Raw genomic sequence first — 20,038 nt, 5'->3', positions numbered from 1 at the left:
CAAGCTAGCGGGCGTTGAGCAACAGCGTTCTGAATCAGGCGATTTTAGCCAGCAGCTGACGCGCCTCCTGCTTCTGCTCCTCATCGCCTTCGTTGATTACTTCATTGAGGATCTGGCAGGCGCTGTCCAGGCTGCCCTGCTCGATATAGGCCAGAGCCATGTTCAGTTTGGACAGGTTTTCGCGGTTGCTGGCCAGCTCATCAAAATCATCCAGCAGCTCCACATCGAGGACGTCACCACCCCAACCGTCATTGGATGTTTCTTCCACCAGCATGGACTCGGCAAACGGGCTGCGGGCATCACGGCTGCTGGACAGTTCGAAGATATCCGAAGTCTTACGCTTGGCCGCAGTACTGCTGCCGGTCTTGTCCGCCACTTTGTTCGGCGCAGTTGGGGCAAAGGGGCTGACCAGATCCCAGTCGGCATCCAGCGACATATCGTCCAGATTGAGCTGGCCATCATTGGCAGCATCCACCAACGGCTGCGCCTCGACCTCATCCAGCTCCAGCACCACATCGTCCAGCAAACTGGCCGGCGGCGCGCTGAACAACTCGGCATGCCGCGCCTTCAACTCGTCGATCCGCGCCGGAGTAAAGCCGGATGCCCGCACCACGGCTTCATGGTCGATAAAACCTTGGGCATCCCCCAACAACGCCAAAACTTCCAGCAAGCGGAAACCGATATCACTGCGCTGCGGCTGAGCCTCCCAGGCCTTGCGTAACGTGCTGGCGGCCTCATTCAGGCGGCCATAAGCGATATACACGTTGGCACTTTGCAGCGCATCCTCACCCGCTGCTGGCCATACCGGCCCACCACGCGGCACCTCGCGCATATTGAGCGCCACTGCAGCGGCCGGCGTTACAGCTGCCGCTGGAGCAGAGCTGGGCACCGTCGGCATAACCGGCATTACGGCAGCGGCGACCGCAACAGGGGCTGGCTCAACGGGTTTTCTGCTGCGCCAGAACAGCCCCACGACACCGGCCAGTAACAGCGCCAGTAGACCGGCAATAATCGCCAGCCAGTTGCTACCTGATTCCGCCGTAACCGGTGCGGTTACCGCGACCGGAGCAGGCACAGGCGCGGCACTTGCTTCGGCGCTCGCACGACGCGCGGCCAACTCGGCCTGCAGGCCAGCAATCTGCTGATCACGCGCTTCCATCTGCTCCTGCAGCTGCTGAACCTGCAAGCCCAGCTGCGCCAGGCTCTGTTGCAATTGCAGGGTCTCACTAATCTGGCTGGCCAGCTCCTGCTCGACGCGAGCCTGTTCCTGAATCAGCAGCTCGGCTGGCGGGTCGACCGGCAGCTGAGCACTAGGCGCAGCCAAAGTCTCGGGCGCAGCAGTTGCCGCTACTGCCGGCTCGACCACTGCAGACGGCACACCCGCAACACTATCGGGCAAGAGCAATTGCGCACCGGCACGGAGGCGATTGATATCACCGTTGATGAAGGCTTGCGGATTAAGCGCATGGATATCGTTCATCAGCACCTGAGGCGTCACCTGCCCTGTCTCAGCGGCCAGACGCTCGGCAATCTTCCACAAGCTGTCGCCGCTGACCACGCTGTAGCGATTTCCCTGCTGCGCGGCGGGCAATACCTCTCGCCGTGCAGGCTCAACAGCCTCGGCACGAGTCACAGTTGGTGCCGATACAGGTACTGTAGATGCAGCAGGCGCCGCTAGGCTGCGGTAAGCCGCAGAGCTGGGTGGGTCAAGCAATACGGTGTACTCGCGGTACAGCTGGCCGTTGGGCCTGACCACTTCAACAATAAAATTCAGGTAAGGCTCACGCACCGGCTGCGTCGATACCACGCGAATCACACTCTTGCCGCCCCGCAGCAACGGGGTAAAACGCAGGTCATTAAAGAAATACAGACGGTCGACGCCGGAACGGCTGAACACTTCGGCAGGCGCCAGGCGCACACGCATGTCTTCAGCGGTCAGATCGCCTACATCAAACAGTTCGATTTCGGCATCCAGCGGCTGACTAAGTGCCGAATGCAGGGTGATTTCACCCAAGCCAAGTGCAGGGACTAAACCTGAATACAATGCTGAACTTGACGCCAAACTTAGTAGTAACTGACGAACCTTTGCCATAAAAAACGCTCCCGTGACTCCGCCCCCTAATCCCTCGCCACTTCACGTCCAGGACGTGCGCTTCCAGCGCTTGCGACAGAGTAGGAATCGGCAAATGTTGCCTTGGGAAGTACGTTCCGTGTTTAACCCGGCTGGTGCATGGCCATAAATACGGCGCACTGAATAGACGAATAACCGACGCCGCTCGGCAAAAAGCCATTACAGGTGCAAGCATAGGCGTTTAGCCAAGAAAACGACAACTCCGTCACACAATCGTTTAGCTGTCAGCGCCTGGTTGACTTGACGCCCCAGGCCGCCAAAACCGTGATCGCGAAAACGCCAGCCACCAACCAGAAACTCTGCTTGAAGGCGAGCATCTCCGCGAAATGATCGCCGCCTTCGGCGCTGTGCCGCCACTCCAGAAAGAAGGTCAGCAGATTGACCCCGAACGCACCGCCGAGCTGACGCACGAAGGTGATGGCGCCAGCGCCTTGAGCCAGTTCCTCAGGGCTGAGGATATCCAGCGAACCGGTACTCAAGGCCGGCAGCAACACGCCCAGACCAATACGCCCGACACAGGCCCAGAAACACAGTTGAATGAATGAGGCGCCCTGCTCAACCCAAGCCATCCCCGCCGCCGACAAGGCAAAGATCAACAGCCCGCCACTCAGCAGCACTGCCGCAGACAGTCGATCACTGAGCCAGCCGCCGAGAAAGGACGCCATGCCCATCAAGATTCCCGCCGGCAACAGCAGCAGACCCGAGCGTCCGGCGCTGAAGCCTTCAACGGTTTGCAGATACAGCGGAATCAGGTAGGTGGAACCATACAAACCCAACCCCAGGGTCAAGGCGACCCAACTGGCGCTGCGGAACCCGGCATGCCGCCATAAGGCAAGCGGCAACAGCGGCTGAGCAGCGCGCCGGCTGCGCAGGATAAACGCCACACCTGCCAGCAGTGCGAGGCAACCCGGTAACCAGACCCTCGGCGCCGACCAGGCAAAACGCTGCGCCTCGGCAAGAAAGCCCAACGCTGCAAATATCGCCACACACAGCCAGGCAAAGGCCTGAATATCCAGACGCGGAGTGCTAGCCGCACGTTCACTGGGCAACAACCACTGCCCGGCGAGCATGGCCAGCAGGCACATTGGCAGCGGCATCCAGAAGATCGACGGCCAGCCGAAATGATCGACCAGGTAACCACCGATTCCCGGCCCCAACGACGGCGCCAGCATAACCCCCAAGCCGTAGATGCCCAGCGCCATGCCGCGCCCGCCATCGGCGAACACGCGGAAGATCAGCACCATGGCCAAGGGCTGCACAACCCCCGCACACAGCCCCTGCACGATGCGCAAGGCAATCAGTTGCCAAGCCGCATGAGCCACCAACGCCACCAGCGAACTGAGGATAAACAGCAGCAGACCAAACTGCGCCGTACGCCGCGCACCAAAGCGCGCCTGGGCCCAGGCGGCAAGCAGCAGGCCAGCGGTCATGGCCGCTAGAAACCCCGTGGATAACCACTGCGCCAGCGGCCGCCCAATGGCGAAGTCCGCCATGATTGCCGGCAAGGCGACGTTGATACTGGTAGAGGCCAAGACCATGGCCATGCTGCCGACCATCAGCAACGCTAGCAGCCACTGCGGGTAGCGCGGACCGAAACGTTGCTGCAGGGCCTGCAGGTCGTCACGCATCAGCGTTTTTCCAGGTTACTCAACACCTGGGCATGAACCTTCTGGCAGCGGCGCAATTCGTCTTCATCAATGCCAGCGAACACTTCCTGGCGCAGTTGCGCAGAGATCGCTTCGATCTTTTCAATCAATGGGCGGGCCTGCGGGCTGAGGGCAATCTTCTTCGCGCGGCGGTCTTCAGGCACCGCCTGGCGGCTTACCAAGCCTTGGGCCTCAAGACTGTCGAGCAGACGCGCCAGGGTCGGCCCTTCGACACCGACGCTCTGCGCCAATTCGCGTTGGGTCGGCAATTCGGCAAAGCGCCCCAGATGCAGCAGCACCAGCCAGCGAGCCTGGGAAAGCCCCAGGCCGACGAGGCGGCGATCCAATTCGGCGCGCCAGGCACGGGAAAGCTGGGCAACTTGCATGGCAAAACGGTGTTGATCGGTATGCGACATGGACAACGGCTCTTAACTATAAAAAACTAATTATTAGCCAGCTAACCATAACCCTTTTCATGAGGCAAGCCTGCAGAAGGCTTACAACCGTTTCACCACTTTACATACTGATCTTCAACAAAGCCCCAGAGGTTGTCGATGCGCACTTCGGGCCGGCCAGTCGGGCGCAGCACGCCGGTGAACTGGCCAAATATCTGTTTGAAGTTGCTCGCCAGCAGCCCCACGTTCAATCGCTCCTTGTGCAGGCCACGTCCCTCGAAGCGCAGCTCCACCTGGCCGTCATAGGAGTTGATCAACCAAGGCTGCAGCGGCTGATCACGATCAAAGGCAAAGCGTACGGTATCGACCTTGAGCAGCTCGCCATCCAGCCAGAAGCAGTTCTCGGTAAAGCTACTTTCATTGACCCCGCAGGACAGATTCAGCCCGACCCGCTGCTCCCCGGCCGGGCCGGATAAGCAGGCCCAGTTCCAATGGGTCTCCGGGCGCATATAACCGGCCGACCAGTCGTGGTGGGCAAATGCGCCGATCTGCGCCAGGTCGAAATCCCCCAGCGCACTGCGCACTTGCCCGGTGCAGCGTACCCCCGCCACTTTCTGTGCATAGACCCAGCCATTGACCGCCGTCGGCGTGTTGATGCACATCGGCTGAAAAGCAGGTTCTGCCTCAGAGAAACAGGCGTCGATGCGAGTGCCGTCATCCAGTTCCACCAGCAGACGCTTTTCCTTCGATACGGAGCTGTTCTCCAAGCGCAGCAGATTGCCGCCGCTACGCACCTCGCACACGCCCTGATCTGGGGTCTGCGAGAACTGGCTGCCAAAGCCCAGCGGCAGCTTGAACTGACGCTCGATCATGCGCCCGCTGGCTGGGTGGAACAGGTAGACGAAACCCACACCCAACAGGCTGAGGTTGGCCAGCGCGCAGCCGCCAATCAGCTCATCGCTGATCAGGCCGAAATACTGGAATTGATGAAAACGCCGCCATTTGGCCAACGCACCCAACTTGCGCCCCATAGGCGAGCGGAAATCAAAATCGCGGTAGTTGATCAGCCCCGGCGCGGCGGGAAAGATGCCGTAATGCGGCTGGCCGTTGGCCTGAATCAGTCGATCCATCGGAGCAATCACTCAAGGAAAAAACCTCAGCGATGCTAGCACCGCGACTTTGCTCCAAGCATTCACCGCAGGCGCCAAGCGCAGCGGCAAAATCGGCCACCTCAAGCCCAGACTCTCAGGCCACGACCTGATTACGGCCAAACGCCTTGGCTTCATAAAGAGCGCGATCTGCATGCTCATAGAGCTGCGCCAACGCCCCCCCAGCGGCAGGCTGGATGCAGGAAATACCGATCGACATGGTCAGCATGCTTGCCGTATCCGAGCCGGCATGTTGGATGTTCAAGGTCTGCAGAGTCTGACGCAGGGCTTCGCCGTGATGCCGCGCTTCGGCTTCACCGATGTCGTAAAGCAACACGGCAAACTCCTCACCGCCCAGACGCACAGCAATGTCCAGTGGGCGCCGTGCCGCGTCCTGCAGCAGGCTGCCTATGCGCTGCAACACGTTGTCGCCAGCTTGGTGACCGTAGTGGTCGTTGTAGGCTTTGAAGTGATCAACATCGCAGAGCAACAGCGCCAGGCTGCGCTGTTCGCGCTGCGCCTGACGCCAGAGGCGCTCGAACTGGCGGTTGAAACTGCGGCGGTTGTGCAAGCCGGTCAGGCTGTCGTGATCGGCCAGTACGCGCATCAACCGGCTGATCAGAAAATGCTCGCGCGACTTGAACTCCAGCAAGTAACACCCTACTGCGCCCATCAAGTTGCCAAACAGTAGAAACAGGGTGTTGTTGATCAACCGAGGCATGGGTAAATCGGCGACCAGTAGCTCGACACAGACGTATACCAACAGCACCAGCAAAGAGCAGCACAACGCCTCGATCAGGCGTAACCCGGCCAGAAAGTAGGCGGCCATACAGACCAACAACAGCCCTTCATAGGGGTAACTGGGGTCCACTCGATGGGCAATGCCCACCACCAGCGATGCTGCCGCGCCAAGTGCAAGCAGGCTGACCCAGCTAAGCGGTTGCAGCAAATGAACATGCTTGCGTTGAATCAGCAATACACCAAACAGGCACAGCAACAGTAAGACGGCGAGACGGATGCCCAGCATCCACCACACCTCGGGCGCCCGAATCAGGACGAAATCGAACGCGGCAAACGCCAGCCACACCAGAATGCCCACAACCAGGGCAATGCGCTTGAGTTCGAAGGTGTCGTCACGCACATAGTTGCGGTACTCCTGCTCCAGCGGCCGAGAGAAACGCAGCAGTCGAAAGCCCAAGGCGAGCTGATCGGCATAGGGGCTGGGGCGAACATCGTCTAGCCAGGCATGGGAAAGCGGCACCGGAACCTCTGCAGCGGAGTGGCTGAAACCACCTTAGCCGCTCATACCGGGTGCCACAAGCCGAACCATCCGCGGGGATAACAGCCCCACGAGGCGTGTCAGGCCTCGAATTCGGCCTGCAAGGCAGCACGTACGCAGTGCAGGATGCCCAGCTCAACCCGCCCGGCAAACTGCTCACTGATCGCCGCTACCGGTGGCAACTCTCCTTCGCCATCGAGGAAGGCATCCTGAATTTCGCCAAGCAATCCCTCAGGCACATCCAGCGCCTGCTCCAGGGACAGCTGCTGCCGACCAATGGCTTCGGCCAGCAGACCGTAAACATTCTTCTCGCTGCAACTCAGCTGGCTGGCAATCTGCGCGGGGGTCATGCCCGCGCGGGCCAGGCTGACCAGCTCGTGACGCAAGTCGACCACTGCACGCGGTGCTTCATCATCCGCACCGAGCACCGCCAGGAAGGCCTCACCATAGCGTTCCAGCTTGCGCGCACCGACTCCACTGACCCGCGCCATTTCGGCCAGAGTGCTGGGCTGGCTACGCAGCATCTCCAGCAAGGTGGCATCCGGGAAGATCACATACGGCGGCACGCCATGCTCTTCCGCCAGTTTGCGCCGCAAGGCGCGCAGCGCTTCCCACTGGCCGCGTTCCTCACCACGCACCAGCTGGCTAGCCGCACTGCTGGAGGCCTTGGCGCTTTGCTGCGGTTTCAGATCACGGCGTAGCTGCAGGCTGACCTCTCCCTTGAGCAAAGGCCGGCAACTGTCAGAAAGGCGCAGCCCACCAAAACCGTCCAAATCAACATCCGCCAAACCGCGCGCCACCAACTGACGAAACAGCGAACGCCACTCACCCTCGGCCAGCGCCTTACCGATACCAAACACGGCCAAATGCTGATGACCCACGGTGCGAATTTTCTCGTTATCACGCCCGAGCAATACATCAACCAGATGACCCACACCGTAACGCTGGCCGGTGCGGTAGATCGCCGACAGCGCCTGACGCGCCGGCTCGGTGGCATCCCAGGTCTGCACGCCATCGATGCAGTTGTCGCAGTGTCCGCAGGGCTGCGGCATGTCCTCATCGAAATAGGCCAGCAGCGCCTGGCGCCGGCAGCGAGTTTCCTCGCACAGCGCCAGCATGGCATCGAGCTTGTGCTGCTCGACGCGCTTATGACGCTCGTCGCCTTCGGAGTTGTTGAGCATCTGCTTGAGGAAGATCACATCCTGCAGGCCGTAAGCCATCCAGGCATCTGCGGGCAGGCCATCACGGCCGGCGCGACCGGTTTCCTGATAATAAGCTTCCAGAGATTTCGGCAGATCAAGGTGGGCGACAAAGCGCACGTTGGGTTTATCGATGCCCATGCCGAAGGCGATGGTCGCCACCATGATCAGCCCTTCCTCATTGAGAAAGCGCTTCTGGTGATAGGCGCGCAACTCGTTGGCCAAGCCGGCGTGATAAGGCAACGCGGGGAAGCCTTGCTCAGAGAGGAACGTGGCCACTTCCTCGACCTTCTTGCGCGACAGGCAATACACGATGCCAGCATCGCCTTTGCGCGCAGTCAAAAAGCTCAGCAGCTGCTTGCGTGGCTGCTCCTTGGGCACGATGCGGTAGAAGATGTTCGGCCGGTCGAAGCTCGACAGGAAACGCTCGGCATTCTGCAGGTGCAGGCGCTGAACGATTTCCTCACGGGTGCGCATATCGGCCGTGGCCGTCAGAGCAATACGCGGCACATTGGGGAACAGCTCGGCCAGCTGGCCCAGCTGCAGGTATTCGGGGCGGAAATCATGTCCCCACTGCGACACGCAATGCGCCTCGTCGATGGCGAACAGGGCAATGTCGAGGTTCTGCAGAAAGCTCAGCATGCGCGGCTGTACCAGCCGCTCGGGAGCCAGGTAAAGCATCTTGATTTCGCCGCGCTTGATTCGCTCGGCGATCTCGCGCTGCTCATCGGCGCTCAAGGTCGAGTTCAGCGCCACCGCGGCCACGCCCAGCTCATCAAGGGTGGCGACCTGATCATCCATCAGCGCAATTAGCGGCGACACCACCACCGCCAGGCCATCGCGTAACAGGGCCGGCACCTGGAAGCACAGCGACTTGCCGCCACCGGTGGGCATCAGTACCAGGGCATCACCACCGCTGGCCACGCGCTCGATAATGGCACCCTGACGGCCACGAAAACTGTCGTAGCCAAAGACGTCTTTGAGGATGCGTTGCGCGTGTTCGAGCATGAAGGGTCTCCGAAACAAGCCGCGCATTATACGCAAGTGCCGCTTGGGCACGCGCAGGCATGCTGGCGTTTGATCCGATTTTCACCCGCCATGGCCGCGGCTATGGCTGCACTGGCCGCTCTAGACTAGAATTCAGCCTCGTTTACTCCTTCAAGGTAGCCCCCGATGTCCTTCGCCGAGCAACTCTCCCGCCTGCAAGCCTTCCTCGATGCCGATGAGCTGCATGAAGAGGCACTGGACTACATCGCCGCCCACGGCTACCTGACCGCGTTGTCGATCTGCCCAGAGCCGGTGCCTGAGCGCGAGTGGATTGACGCGCTGTTCTCCGAGGCGCCGCATTACCGCAGTGATGCCGAGCGTGAAGAGATCGAAGCGACCCTGATCCAGCTGCAAAGCCATATCGCCCGCCAACTGGCCAGCGACGATGAACCCGATGTACCGTGCGACCTCGACCTGGGCGAAGAGCCAGACGATTCCGACCTGCGCGGCTGGTGCATCGGCTTTATGGAAGGGGTGTTCCTGCGTGAAGCGGTATGGTTCGACGACGCCGAAGATGAAGTCAGCGAGCTGCTGCTGCCGATCATGGTCGGTTCCGGCCTGTTCGACGAGCAACCTGAATTCGCCGAGATCGCCCGTGACCGCGACCTGGTCGACAGCATGGTCGAGCAGATCCCTGAGCTGCTGACCGCACTGTTCCTGCTGTGCCATGCGCCGGAAGAAAAGCCGGCTCTTCTGAAGCCTCGCCACCACTAAGCACGCGCCATGGCGCGTGAGATTCCGGTGCCGCCTGTTCAAGAGCAGCGCAACCCCGTTATTCGCTACGTTCTGCTGGCCATCGGCTGGCTGAGCGTGGCACTGGGTGTTATCGGCATCTTCCTCCCAGTACTGCCCACCACGCCTTTTCTGCTGTTGGCGGCAGCGTGCTTTATGCGCAGCTCGAAGCGCTTCTACCTGTGGCTGGTCAATCACCGCCAGCTTGGCCCATGGATCGTTGATTACCTCGAAGGCCAGGGTATTCCACTCAAAGGTAAGGTCTACGCCATAGGCCTGATGTGGCTGAGCATCGGCCTGTCGTGCTACCTGGTGCCGTTGTTCTGGGCCCGTGCTTTTATGCTGACCAGCGCGGTCGTGGTCAGCTTGTACATACTCAAGCAGAAAACCCGGATCAAACCCTAAGCCCGCACTTCTGCCATCACCGACAGCGCTCAGCACAGATTCAGGTTCTAAGCGGCAAAAAGCACAGGCTGCACCTAGACTTGCCTGATCTCTGGTCGAGGCGCGTTACATGCCAGCCCGTCAGTACCTTCCACTAAAGCTGATACCGCTCAAGCGAGCCGCGTTAGGCTGCAGTGCACTCTTGTTTGGCTTGGCCAGCGCCCTGGCCAACTGGGATTTTGCCGTCATCCTTAAAAATGCTGAAACCCGGTATGGCAACCTCGGTGCCGCCAAGCAGCGTATCCAGGCCTGGGAAGCGCAAATCATGGCCAGTGGCAGCAGCAGCGAAAGAGATAAGCTCACCGAGGTCAACCGCTTCTTCAATCGGCAGATCCGCTTTACCGACGATATCCGCCTGTGGAAACAGAACGATTACTGGGCCACGCCCATCGAGATGCTGGTCAAGGGTGAAGGCGACTGCGAAGACTATTCCATCGCCAAATACTTCACCCTGCGCCGCCTCGGTATCCCCAGCGACAAACTGCGCATCACCTACGTCAAGGCACTCAATTACAACCAGGCGCATATGGTCCTGACCTACTACGCCAGTCCCGGTGCCGAACCACTGGTGCTGGACAACCTGATCAATGAAATAAAACCCGCCTCGCAACGTAAAGACCTGCTGCCGGTCTATGCATTCAACGCCGAAGGCCTCTATCTACCGGGTTCCACCAGCAGAAAGAGCGATTCCAAGAAGCTCTCACGCTGGCAGGACATCTTGAAAAAAATGCGCACGGAGGGCTTCGCCATCGGCGAAGGCTAGGAGGAACCTATGTCTCTACTCAAGCAGCTATTTCTCGCCATCTGCCTGTTCCTGGTAGTGGCCTTTACCGGCAGCTTTATCGCCGGGGTGGAAAGCTCGCGTGAGCAATTGCTCAGCCAGCTGCGCTCCCATGCCCAGGACGCCGCGACCGCGCTGGGCCTGTCGATGACCCCGCACGTGGATGACCCGGCGATGATCGAGCTGATGGTCAGCTCGATCTTCGACAGCGGCTATTTCACCAGCATCCGCGTGGTGCGCATCCCTGGCGGTGAGGTGATTGTCGAGCGACGCAGCGACGAGGCCAGCGCCGACACCGTTCCGGTCTGGTTCAGCGAGCTGGTCAACCTACAGCCCCAGGGCGGTGATGCGCTGATCATGCGCGGCTGGGAACAGGCCGCACGGGTTGAAGTCCTCAGCCACCCGCAATTTGCCCTGGCTAAACTCTGGGACAGCGCTATTGGCAGCCTACTCTGGCTGCTGCTCTGTGGTTTGGTTAGCGCCGTACTCGGAGGCTGGTTACTGCGCACCCAACTGCGCCCGCTGGACAACATGGTGCAGCAAGCCCAAGCCATTTCCCGTCGTGAGTTTCTTACCCTGCCCAAAGTACCCCGCACACCCGAGCTCAAACGCGTCGTCACCGCCATGAACCAGATGGTGGAAAAACTAAAAACTCTGTTCGCCGAAGAAGCCGCGCGCAGTGAAAAACTGCGTGAAGAGGCCTATCAGGACAGCATCACCGGCCTGGCCAATCGCCGCCTGTTCGATATACGCCTGGCCCATCAGCTGGTCGTCAACGACCAGAATGCCGATGGCTATCTCGTTCTGTTGCGCGTCAATGATCTCAGTGGGCTGAACCAACGCTTCGGTGGCCAGCAAACGGACGCGTTGATTGCTGCCATCGGTGAGCTGCTCAAACGCCTGCTTCATCAGCCTCAGCGCGCCAGTTGGTTGGCCTCACGCAGCCGCGGAGGCGAATTCAGCTTGCTGGCACCGGGCATTGGCCGTGAAGAGGCCGATCTGCTGGCCGGCGAACTGCATGCAGGCCTGGAAAGCCTTTGCCAGACCGGTGCCAGCGACTGCACACCGGTAGCGCACATGGGCATTGCCGCCTTCCGCCCAGGCGAAGAACCCGGCCAAGTCATCAGCCGCGCTGATCAGGCCCTGGCGCAAGCGCAGAACGACCCGAGCCGCGACTGGGTACGCCTGGATGATTACAACGCACAACCGACTCAGGGATTGCACGACTGGCGCACCTGGATCGACGAAGCACTCAACAAGCGCAAGCTGCAGCTATATTTCCAGCCGGTCACGCAATGCGCGGATCGCAACCGGCTGCTGCATCACAAGGTTTTGGCGCGCCTACTTGACCCGCAAGGCGAGGCCATTGCCGCTGGCCGCTTCCTGCCCTGGATCGAGCGCCTGGGCTGGACCGCGCGCTTTGACCTGGCCATGCTCGAACACAGCCTGGCGCATCTGAGCCAGCATTCAGCGCCGCTGGCCCTCAGCCTATCGGCAGCGACCCTGCGTGACACCGAAACCCTCAAGCGCATGTTCGACATCCTCAGGCAGCACCCGCAGCAGGCCAGCCTGCTGACCTTGGAGGTGGACGAGCGTCATCTGCCACCTGCGGCCGAGCTGGAAGCGCTTAGCCAGGGCATCCGCGACACCGGCTTCAGCCTCGGCCTGCAACACTTTGGCGGGCGTTTCAGCCTGATCGGTAACCTGACTCACCTGGGCCTTGCCTACCTGAAACTCGACGGCACCTACATCCGCGCCATCGATCAGGAAAGCGACAAACGCATGTTTATCGAAGCGGTGTTCCGCGCCACCAACAGCATCGACCTGCCGTTAATTGCCGAGATGGTGGAGACCGAGGGCGAGCTGGCGGTGCTCAAGGAGCTGGGGCTGTACGGCGCAATGGGTCGCCTGCTTGGCGCGCCAGAACCCTGGAAAGACTGATCCAATAACGCAAACGGGGTAGTCCGATTACGGCCTACCCCGATCAAATACAGCGCTTAGAGCCCATCCACAGCGGCTCAGCTGGCAAACAGATAACCTTCCACATCCATCCCGGCATCACGCATCTGCGCCAGCTTGTAGCGCAAGGTACGTGGGCTGATGCCCAGGCGCTCAGCGGTTTCCTTGCGACGACCACGCTCGGCACGCAGGGTATCGATGATCATCTGAAATTCATGCCTACGCAGATCATCGCCCAATGCGCCAGCTTCAGCCGGCGAGGCGTCCTGCGGCGCAGGTGCGCTATTGACCACCACCGACAACAGCGGTTGCACGGGCGGCGTAACGGCCGAACCAATAGGCGCCAACAGGCAAAGATCCTGTGGCTGAATCAGCCCGCCCTGCTGAAGGATCAATGCGCGCTGAATGGCGTTATCCAGCTCGCGCACATTGCCCGGCCAGCTATGGCTCATCAGGCTCATCTGCGCCTGTGGGGAAAGCCGAATCGGCGCGTGGTTCATTTTCTTAACGTACTTGGCCAGCAGACGCTCAGCCAGCGGCACGATATCCGCCGGGCGTTCACGCAATGGCTGCCAGGCCAGTGGGAACACCGACAGGCGATAGTAGAGATCTTCCCGGAAACGCCCCGCCGCCACTTCTGCGGCCAGGTCACGGTTACTGGTGGCCAGCACGCGGATGTCCAGGGTGATCGGCTTACGCGCGCCAACCCGCTCCACTTCGCGCTCCTGCAGTACGCGCAGCAGCTTGGCCTGCAGGCCCAGTGGCATCTCGGAAATCTCGTCGAGCAGAATGGTGCCGCCCTCGGCCAGTTCGAACTTGCCCGGCGCGCTGGCAATTGCCCCGGTGAACGCGCCTTTTTCATGGCCGAACAGCGTGGCTTCGAGCATGTTGTCTGGAATCGCCGCACAGTTAATGGCAATGAAGGGTTTGCTGCCGCGTGGCGACTGCTGGTGGATAAAACGCGCCAACACTTCTTTACCCGTGCCGGACTCGCCCGTGATCAACACTGTGGAATCGCTTTGTGCCACCCGCGTGGCCAACGCCAGCAGTTGCACGCTGGCCGGCTCCTCAGCAACGGGACCATCCTGCTCGCTGACAGAAATACGCCCCAGTGCATGCCGATCCACCAGCGTCAGTAATGCCTTTGGCTCAAAGGGTTTGACCAGGTAATCCGCTGCGCCCTGGCGCATGGCATCCACCGCCCGTTCCACCGCGCCAAACGCAGTCATCAGCAGCACCGGCAGTTGCGGCTGACGCTGACGAATCTGCGCGAGCAACTGATGGCCATCCATGCCGGGCATGTTTACGTCGCTGACCACCAGACCGAAAGGTTCTTCGGCAATCGCCAGCAGCGCCGCTTCGGCGCAATCCACCGCACGGTAATCATGCCCACCCAGCGCCAGGGTATCGGCCAGGGCTTCGCGCAACGCGCGGTCATCTTCGACCAGTAGAATTTTGCTCGCCATGGATGGTTACTCCTGAATCAAAGGGTGCGTAGCACCAAGCAGCGGCAAGGTGAGGATGGCGCAAGTGCCACGCCCTGGCCGCGAACGCAGCTGCACATCACCCTGATGGGCGCGCGCCACTGCCTTAACCACGGCAAGGCCAAGCCCGGTACCGGTGGTTTTGGTGGTAAAGAAGGGTTCGCCAAGCCGCGCCAGTGTCGCGCTATCGATGCCTGGGCCGTTGTCGCTGATGCACAGGCGCAGCGTTTCGCCGCGCTGGTACAGATGAATCTTCAAGCGCGCCTCACGGCCGCCGGCCTGAATCGCGTTCTCGATCAGGTTGAGCACCGTGCCCACCAAGGTGTCACGGTTGCACAGCAGCTCGCCTGCGCGGCTGTCGCATTGCCAGCGCACCTGCATATCCAGCACATGGGGTTCGGCAGCGCTGCGCAGAGCCTCGAACAGTGCCTTGGGCGCCAAGCGATCCGGCAACGGCAGTTCGCCACGGGCGAAGATCAGCATGTCACGCACCTGATGCTCCAGCTCATGCAGACGCTCTTTCAGGCGGCCAGCAAAACGCTGCTGCTGCTCAACCGGCAGTACCTGTTCAGTCAGATGACTGGCATAGAGCAATGCGGCAGAGAGTGGCGTACGAATCTGATGCGCCAGAGAGGCAACCATGCGGCCGAGGGCAGACAGACGCTCGTGGCGAGACAGCTGATCCTGCAAACGCCGGGTTTCTGTCAGGTCGGTTAATAGCACCAGCTGACCAGGCTCGGCATGCAAGGAACGGGTGGCAATCGACAAACGCCGGCCATCCTTCAGGGAGATTTCGTGACCGTCATCCTCACGCGGTGCGAAGTTGCGCGCGATCACCTGGCGCCACAGCATACCCACCAGCGGTTGGCCGAGCAGGTTACGCGCTACCGGGTTGGCCTCACGCACCACGCCCTGACCATCAATCACGATCACCCCGCCGGGCAGCAGATCCAGCAGGCTTTGCAGGCGATGAGCCAGGCGCTCTTTCTCGGCCAGCTCTTGCATACGCTGAGCACTTACCAGCGCCAACTGGCCCTTAAGCTCAGTTACCCGCGCCTCCAGCATGCTGTAGCTGGTGCTGAGTTGAGTCGACATCTGGTTGAACAAGGCAAAAGCCTGTTCGAGCCCGGCACGGCTGGCCTGCTCCACGGGAGCCGGCGCTTCGGATTCTTCAGGGCGTTGGGCGTTAGCGTTCATGGTTCTCTCTCGCGCAGCGAGCCGTCATAAGACAGTCAGTTGCAAGAGAGTTAGCAATACCCGTGCCTGAAAAAATACCCTTTTAAATCAATACTATAAAAAACAAAGCCGAAGGTTTCGTCAAACCTTCGGCTTTATTAGGGGGGCTGCGCCAAGTCACTGACGATTGCCTGACGCAGAAAGGTCAGTCGTCCAGCCCCTCATCATCACGCCGGCTCATGCCGTACTTGCGCATTTTCTCGACCAGGGTGGTGCGCCGAATACGTAAACGTTCGGCAGCACGCGCCACCACACCACTGGCATCGTCGAGCGCCTGTTGAATCAAGCCCTGCTCAAGGTTGCCCAGGTAATCCTTCAGATCCAGGCCTTCCGGCGGCAGCATGGCCATCGAATCCACACCCGGCAGGCCGGCCAGGATAGTCGCGCGCTCATCCAGCTCATCACGCAAGCTGGCCACCATGTTCTCGTCTTCATCGTCGACATGGCGAAATTTCTTCGGCAGCTCGCCCACGCCAATCACGCCATAGGGATGCATGATCGCCATGCGCTCGACCAGGTTGGCCAGCTCGCGCACGTTACCCGCCCAGTCATGCCGACACAGCGACATAATCGCCGCCGAGTTAAAGCGGATGGATCCGCGCTTCTCGAACTCCATCCGCGAGATCAGCTCATTCATCAGCAGCGGAATGTCCTCGATACGCTCACGCAGCGGGGCCATCTCGATTGGGAAGACGTTGAGGCGGTAATACAGGTCCTCACGGAAGCTGCCGTCCTCAATCATTTTCTCGAGGTTCTTGTGCGTGGCCGCAATGATCCGCACATCGGCACTCTGGGTCTTGTTACTACCCACCCGCTCGAAGGTGCGCTCCTGCAACACGCGCAACAGCTTTACCTGCATGGGGAGCGGCATGTCACCAATTTCATCGAGAAACAGAGTGCCGCCATTGGCCAGTTCAAAGCGCCCTGCCCGGCTAGTAATCGCACCGGTAAAAGCACCCTTCTCGTGACCGAACAATTCACTCTCTAGCAACTCGGCAGGGATTGCACCGCAATTGACTGGAACAAAAGGCGCTTCACGACGCTTGGAGTGGTAATGCAGATTGCGCGCGACCACTTCCTTACCCGTGCCCGACTCACCAAGGATCAGCACGCTGGCCTCGGTATCAGCCACCTGCTGCATCATCTGCCGCACCTGCTGAATGGCCCGACTGGTGCCGACCAGACTGCGGAACAGATTGGTCTCGCGCTGACGACCACGCTCACGGGCCTGGTCGTACATTTCGCGATAAACCTGGGCGCGGTGCAACGAGTCGAGCAACTTGTTGTAGCTCATCGGCATTTCCAGCGTCGCCAGTACACAGCGGCGCTGCTCTTCTGGCCACTCGGCAGCGACCTGATCGTTAATCAGCAGCGTCGGCAGGAACTCATCCCAGACGGCAAGCTGTTTCAGCATCTCTAGCACGCCACCTTTGGCTTTCACTTCACCAAGCAAGACGCTAAGTACTTCACGACTAGACCCCAATTCCGCGACGCATTGGCGCCAGTTTTGACTGTCACACGCCAGATGATCTTCACCGAGAAAATTCAAGATCACCGTCAAGTCGCGACGGCGCTCGCTGTTATCGTCAATCAGGAGGATTTTGGTTTCACGCCACATAATTTATTTACTGATCCTGGAGTGAAAAACGCGCCCGCCGCACAAACATCGCTCAACCCAGCGCCGGCAATTGGCCAGTAGTTAAGTCAATTTTTTGTTAACAGTCAATTTAATGGCGTGCTTTTTATTGGACTCGCCAAGCAAACTCAGCTTGAGCAACAACTTAGGGGGAATGGAGAGAAGATGAAGCGTTACCAGAAGGTCGATACTGGACAGCATCGACCGAAGACAGCCAATCAACCAAATAGTTGATAGACCTTGGCACCTTGTTGCGACTGGTTCAGCTGAACGAGCTCATGGGCCAAGCGCTGCTGTTCGGCTTGGCACACATTCACCAGCTCGCGATAAAGATCCAGCAACTCCTGCATGCGCGCACGCAGGGTTTCTTCATCGTTCGCAGATTCAACCATCGCTTCGTCAACAGCCAGGCGGCACTGCAGGTCTAACTCGCCAATGGCGGCCCAATCCTGACTGGCCAACGCAGTGCGCAATGCGCTACCGGTTTCTTCAAGACGCTGCACGGATGAACTCATAAACAATTCCTCAGGCGGGAAACAGCATCACTCAGCGATAGCATCCCAGCCAGCTTTTACATTACGCAGCAGGCCTGCAACTTCATCAAGCGGCGCGATCTCATTCTGCACATTGGCATCCACCAAGCGTGTGGCCATGTATTCGTACAGACTATCGAGATTGGCAGCGACTTCACCGCCTTGCTCATGGTTAAGACCTTCACGCAAGCCGCCAATAATACCAATAGCCTTGCTGATCAGCTCGCCCTTGAGGGCGACCTGGTTGCGCTCCATCGCACCACGCGCTTGCGCCAAACGCGCCAGCCCACCTTCCATCAACATCTGAATCAAGCGATGCGGGCTGGCTTCAACAGCCTGAGCCTGAGTGTTGACGGTTTGATACTGCTTGAGAGCCGCCATAGCGTTCATCGTTGTTCTCGCTGTTCTGTTTACTGAATACCTTGGGTATCGGCGCTGCAGAACAAAGCTTTAGCAACGAAATCAGTTTCATACAGCTGGCTCAACCTCTGGACCGATGGCGTCCCATGCGCTCTTGATTTGCTCAAGCAGCGCCTGAACCTCATCCAGCGTACGCGGCGTATTGTCGACTGCTACGCCCGCCAAACGACGCGTCATATAGTCGTAGAGTGAATCCAAATTTTCGGCAATTTCACCACCCAGCTCTTTGTCCAAGCTGGCCTGTAATACACCCAGAATAGTAATGGTGCTACCAACAGCCATACCGCGAATCTCGGCATCGCCCTCAACCTGGGCATGCTTAGCCAACATCACACGTTGCAGAGCCCCCTCAAGCAGCAGCTGAACAGTGCGATAGGGCGAAACATCATGACTGGTATTGACCTGTTTATAGGTGTCGATCGGTTTCTTGCTCATTACTAATCCTTTTTAACGAAGCCTGGCAGGCTGGCGAGCTGGCCGGCCAAACTTTCGCTGGTTTTCTGCAGACGCCCTACGAGGGAATCCATAGCGTTGTATTGGGCATAAAGGCGCGTTTGCAGACTCTCGACTCGAACAGCCAATGCTTTGCGCTGTTCATCGACGCCAGCCTTGGTGGCTTGCAACGCATCAGTACGCTGCTTGAGCACGCCCGAGGCGCCGACATATGCGCCAACGGATTTGGATAGACGCCCCATCAGTCCATTATCACCTGCAAGATAACCGGCCACTTGATCGAAATTGCTATCCAGCGCCTTGGTTAAAGCGGTGTCATCAATCTTGAGCTGGCCGGTTTTCCAATCAGAGGTAATGCCCAAATCTGCAAGCGCCCGCACACCGCCTTCACCGGTCAGATTGACCATTTCATTACGCAAACTGGACAGCACATTGCGTATAGATGAGTCGCCGAGCAGAGGGCCGGTGACTGGATTACCACCATCTACTGGAACGACAGCAGTCAATTGAGACGTCGTGCTGATCAACGCGTTATAGGAGTCGACAAACTTCTGCAGGTTGCTTTTCACTGCGCCTTTATCGACGCCAACAGTGACACTAATGGTTTTACCATCGGCTAAATCAGTGGCGCTCTGCGCTGCAGTCAGATCCAGCGTCACCCCTTCTAGAGCGTCTTCAATGCGGTTGGTATTGCGCACCAACTCCAAACCATCAATCGATATCTTGGCCGACTGGGCCTTGGTGATCACACCACCAGCACCCGTAGTGGAATTAGGTTTAAGGAAGGCATCGGCATTGCCGGGGTCGACCGTCGGAGCAAACGCCTGAGAGGTCAACGCATTGGCTCCAGTGGTGACATTGTCTTCGCTGGCTACGACCTGAATATCATTGCCTGCACCACTTTTGGTTGAGTTCAGCACCAGCCGCGAGCCCGAATCATCCGTGATGATGGTTGCACTCACACCACTGCTTTTACCCGCCTCGTTGATTGCATCGCGCATACCCGCCAGGGTGTTATTGCCTGAGGTAATGTTGACACCGAAGCTCGAACTGCCCGTAGAAATAGTCAGTGAACCGCTGTTGAATGTAGCGGTATTACCACCCGTGACCGACTGCAACGCCACCTTGCTGCTGGTCGCCAACTGCTTGACCTGCACGTTGTAGTTGCCTGCCGGGGCGGTAGTAGAGGCGGTGACTTTAAGAGCGCTGGTATTGGAAGAACTCGCCGTTCGCGACTCGAATAAGGAAGGCTTATTCAGCGAGTCGACGGCAGTTTTGAAGGTATTGAGCGCGCTGGTCAGCGAGCCCATGGCTGAGATGCGTGCAACGGTGGTTTTCTCGAGACGGTCCAGCTGATTGGTCTTGGGTGCCCTTTCGGCATTGACCAACGCTGTGACGATTTCGTCGATTTTGATTCCTGAGCCAATGCCCGTAATCCCGACCATGCTTCACCTCGCCAAAATAATGACTGCAATCACGCTAGATAAGCGTTAACAGTCAAAAGCTGTGCCAACC

General features: G+C 59.3%; 17 protein-coding genes. 4 read left to right on the top strand and 13 right to left on the bottom strand.

What is annotated here, in order from left to right:
- Positions 1 to 34: 34 nt before the first annotated feature.
- The 6 genes from CUR33_RS08890 to recQ all read right to left on the bottom strand — a co-directional run bounded on the left by CUR33_RS08890 (position 35) and on the right by recQ (position 8,806).
- The gene (locus tag CUR33_RS08890; RefSeq protein ID WP_289239341.1) at positions 35 to 2,014 is read right to left on the bottom strand and encodes a FimV/HubP family polar landmark protein; all 1,980 of its coding nucleotides are present in this window, start codon (positions 2,012 to 2,014) and stop codon (positions 35 to 37) included.
- A 341-nt stretch (positions 2,015 to 2,355) separates the two neighbouring features.
- Complete coding sequence (locus CUR33_RS08885) at positions 2,356 to 3,759, bottom strand: DHA2 family efflux MFS transporter permease subunit (protein WP_289239340.1); 1,404 nt, start codon at positions 3,757 to 3,759, stop codon at positions 2,356 to 2,358.
- On the bottom strand, positions 3,759 to 4,193 hold the full coding sequence (locus CUR33_RS08880; protein WP_090248226.1) for a MarR family transcriptional regulator: 435 nt from the start codon (positions 4,191 to 4,193) through the stop codon (positions 3,759 to 3,761). The genes CUR33_RS08885 and CUR33_RS08880 overlap by 1 nt, the downstream gene beginning before the upstream one ends.
- Positions 4,194 to 4,285: 92 nt before the next feature.
- Positions 4,286 to 5,302, bottom strand: coding sequence for a DUF2804 domain-containing protein (locus CUR33_RS08875; protein ID WP_289239339.1), 1,017 nt, complete (start codon positions 5,300 to 5,302; stop codon positions 4,286 to 4,288).
- Between the two features lie 115 nt (positions 5,303 to 5,417).
- A complete protein-coding gene (locus tag CUR33_RS08870) occupies positions 5,418 to 6,581 on the bottom strand; it encodes a GGDEF domain-containing protein (protein ID WP_289239338.1) in 1,164 nt (387 codons plus the stop codon).
- Positions 6,582 to 6,679: 98 nt separating this feature from the next.
- Positions 6,680 to 8,806 carry a DNA helicase RecQ gene (gene recQ, locus CUR33_RS08865; RefSeq protein ID WP_170050043.1) on the bottom strand — a complete coding sequence of 709 codons (2,127 nt, stop codon included), beginning with the start codon at positions 8,804 to 8,806 and terminating at the stop codon, positions 6,680 to 6,682.
- Between the two features lie 165 nt (positions 8,807 to 8,971).
- Here recQ and CUR33_RS08860 point away from each other — a divergent pair, with 165 nt between their 5' ends.
- The 4 genes from CUR33_RS08860 to lapD all read left to right on the top strand — a co-directional run bounded on the left by CUR33_RS08860 (position 8,972) and on the right by lapD (position 12,743).
- Entirely contained in the window at positions 8,972 to 9,559 is a 588-nt protein-coding gene (locus tag CUR33_RS08860; RefSeq protein ID WP_090248233.1) for a UPF0149 family protein, read from the top strand.
- A gap of 9 nt (positions 9,560 to 9,568) precedes the next feature.
- Entirely contained in the window at positions 9,569 to 9,982 is a 414-nt protein-coding gene (locus CUR33_RS08855) for a YbaN family protein (protein WP_167141529.1), read from the top strand.
- A 109-nt stretch (positions 9,983 to 10,091) separates the two neighbouring features.
- The gene (gene lapG, locus CUR33_RS08850) at positions 10,092 to 10,784 is read left to right on the top strand and encodes a cysteine protease LapG (protein ID WP_167141531.1); all 693 of its coding nucleotides are present in this window, start codon (positions 10,092 to 10,094) and stop codon (positions 10,782 to 10,784) included.
- Positions 10,785 to 10,793: 9 nt separating this feature from the next.
- A complete protein-coding gene (gene lapD, locus CUR33_RS08845) occupies positions 10,794 to 12,743 on the top strand; it encodes a cyclic di-GMP receptor LapD (protein WP_289239337.1) in 1,950 nt (649 codons plus the stop codon).
- A 77-nt stretch (positions 12,744 to 12,820) separates the two neighbouring features.
- Here the strand turns inward: lapD and CUR33_RS08840 are convergent, their stop codons facing one another.
- From CUR33_RS08840 to fliD, 7 genes are all read right to left on the bottom strand, one after another.
- A complete protein-coding gene (locus CUR33_RS08840; RefSeq protein WP_289239336.1) occupies positions 12,821 to 14,227 on the bottom strand; it encodes a sigma-54-dependent transcriptional regulator in 1,407 nt (468 codons plus the stop codon).
- 6 nt (positions 14,228 to 14,233) lie between these two features.
- Entirely contained in the window at positions 14,234 to 15,442 is a 1,209-nt protein-coding gene (locus CUR33_RS08835; protein ID WP_160085040.1) for a sensor histidine kinase, read from the bottom strand.
- A 184-nt stretch (positions 15,443 to 15,626) separates the two neighbouring features.
- Positions 15,627 to 17,099, bottom strand: coding sequence for a sigma-54 dependent transcriptional regulator (locus CUR33_RS08830; protein WP_090248242.1), 1,473 nt, complete (start codon positions 17,097 to 17,099; stop codon positions 15,627 to 15,629).
- Positions 17,100 to 17,335: 236 nt separating this feature from the next.
- Entirely contained in the window at positions 17,336 to 17,632 is a 297-nt protein-coding gene (gene fliT, locus CUR33_RS08825; protein WP_090248244.1) for a flagellar protein FliT, read from the bottom strand.
- Positions 17,633 to 17,659: 27 nt separating this feature from the next.
- Positions 17,660 to 18,040 carry a flagellar export chaperone FliS gene (fliS, locus tag CUR33_RS08820; RefSeq protein WP_289239335.1) on the bottom strand — a complete coding sequence of 127 codons (381 nt, stop codon included), beginning with the start codon at positions 18,038 to 18,040 and terminating at the stop codon, positions 17,660 to 17,662.
- A 78-nt stretch (positions 18,041 to 18,118) separates the two neighbouring features.
- Positions 18,119 to 18,505, bottom strand: a complete 387-nt coding sequence (fliS, locus tag CUR33_RS08815; protein WP_289239334.1) for a flagellar export chaperone FliS — start codon at positions 18,503 to 18,505, stop codon at positions 18,119 to 18,121.
- A 2-nt stretch (positions 18,506 to 18,507) separates the two neighbouring features.
- Positions 18,508 to 19,968, bottom strand: a complete 1,461-nt coding sequence (fliD, locus tag CUR33_RS08810; protein ID WP_289239333.1) for a flagellar filament capping protein FliD — start codon at positions 19,966 to 19,968, stop codon at positions 18,508 to 18,510.
- Positions 19,969 to 20,038 lie beyond the last annotated feature (70 nt).

The organism is Pseudomonas sp. FEMGT703P, from assembly GCF_002786345.1.
In the GTDB taxonomy this organism is placed as follows: Bacteria; Pseudomonadota; Gammaproteobacteria; order Pseudomonadales; family Pseudomonadaceae; genus Aquipseudomonas; species Aquipseudomonas peli.
The sequence above is the reverse complement of the archived record's forward strand: the minus strand, read 5'-3'. Positions and strand labels throughout refer to the sequence as shown.

Excerpts from the sequence above, each read along its gene's own strand:
- CUR33_RS08885 (WP_289239340.1), bottom strand. The coding sequence starts at position 3,759 with ATGCGTGACGACCTGCAGGCCCTGCAGCAACGTTTCGGTCCGCGCTAC.
- CUR33_RS08880 (WP_090248226.1), bottom strand. The coding sequence starts at position 4,193 with ATGTCGCATACCGATCAACACCGTTTTGCCATGCAAGTTGCCCAGCTT.
- CUR33_RS08875 (WP_289239339.1), bottom strand. The coding sequence starts at position 5,302 with ATGGATCGACTGATTCAGGCCAACGGCCAGCCGCATTACGGCATCTTT.
- recQ (WP_170050043.1), bottom strand. The coding sequence starts at position 8,806 with ATGCTCGAACACGCGCAACGCATCCTCAAAGACGTCTTTGGCTACGAC.
- CUR33_RS08860 (WP_090248233.1), top strand. The coding sequence starts at position 8,972 with ATGTCCTTCGCCGAGCAACTCTCCCGCCTGCAAGCCTTCCTCGATGCC.
- CUR33_RS08855 (WP_167141529.1), top strand. The coding sequence starts at position 9,569 with ATGGCGCGTGAGATTCCGGTGCCGCCTGTTCAAGAGCAGCGCAACCCC.
- lapG (WP_167141531.1), top strand. The coding sequence starts at position 10,092 with ATGCCAGCCCGTCAGTACCTTCCACTAAAGCTGATACCGCTCAAGCGA.
- lapD (WP_289239337.1), top strand. The coding sequence starts at position 10,794 with ATGTCTCTACTCAAGCAGCTATTTCTCGCCATCTGCCTGTTCCTGGTA.
- CUR33_RS08840 (WP_289239336.1), bottom strand. The coding sequence starts at position 14,227 with ATGGCGAGCAAAATTCTACTGGTCGAAGATGACCGCGCGTTGCGCGAA.
- CUR33_RS08835 (WP_160085040.1), bottom strand. The coding sequence starts at position 15,442 with ATGAACGCTAACGCCCAACGCCCTGAAGAATCCGAAGCGCCGGCTCCC.
- CUR33_RS08830 (WP_090248242.1), bottom strand. The coding sequence starts at position 17,099 with ATGTGGCGTGAAACCAAAATCCTCCTGATTGACGATAACAGCGAGCGC.
- fliT (WP_090248244.1), bottom strand. The coding sequence starts at position 17,632 with ATGAGTTCATCCGTGCAGCGTCTTGAAGAAACCGGTAGCGCATTGCGC.
- fliS (WP_289239335.1), bottom strand. The coding sequence starts at position 18,040 with ATGAACGCTATGGCGGCTCTCAAGCAGTATCAAACCGTCAACACTCAG.
- fliS (WP_289239334.1), bottom strand. The coding sequence starts at position 18,505 with ATGAGCAAGAAACCGATCGACACCTATAAACAGGTCAATACCAGTCAT.
- fliD (WP_289239333.1), bottom strand. The coding sequence starts at position 19,968 with ATGGTCGGGATTACGGGCATTGGCTCAGGAATCAAAATCGACGAAATC.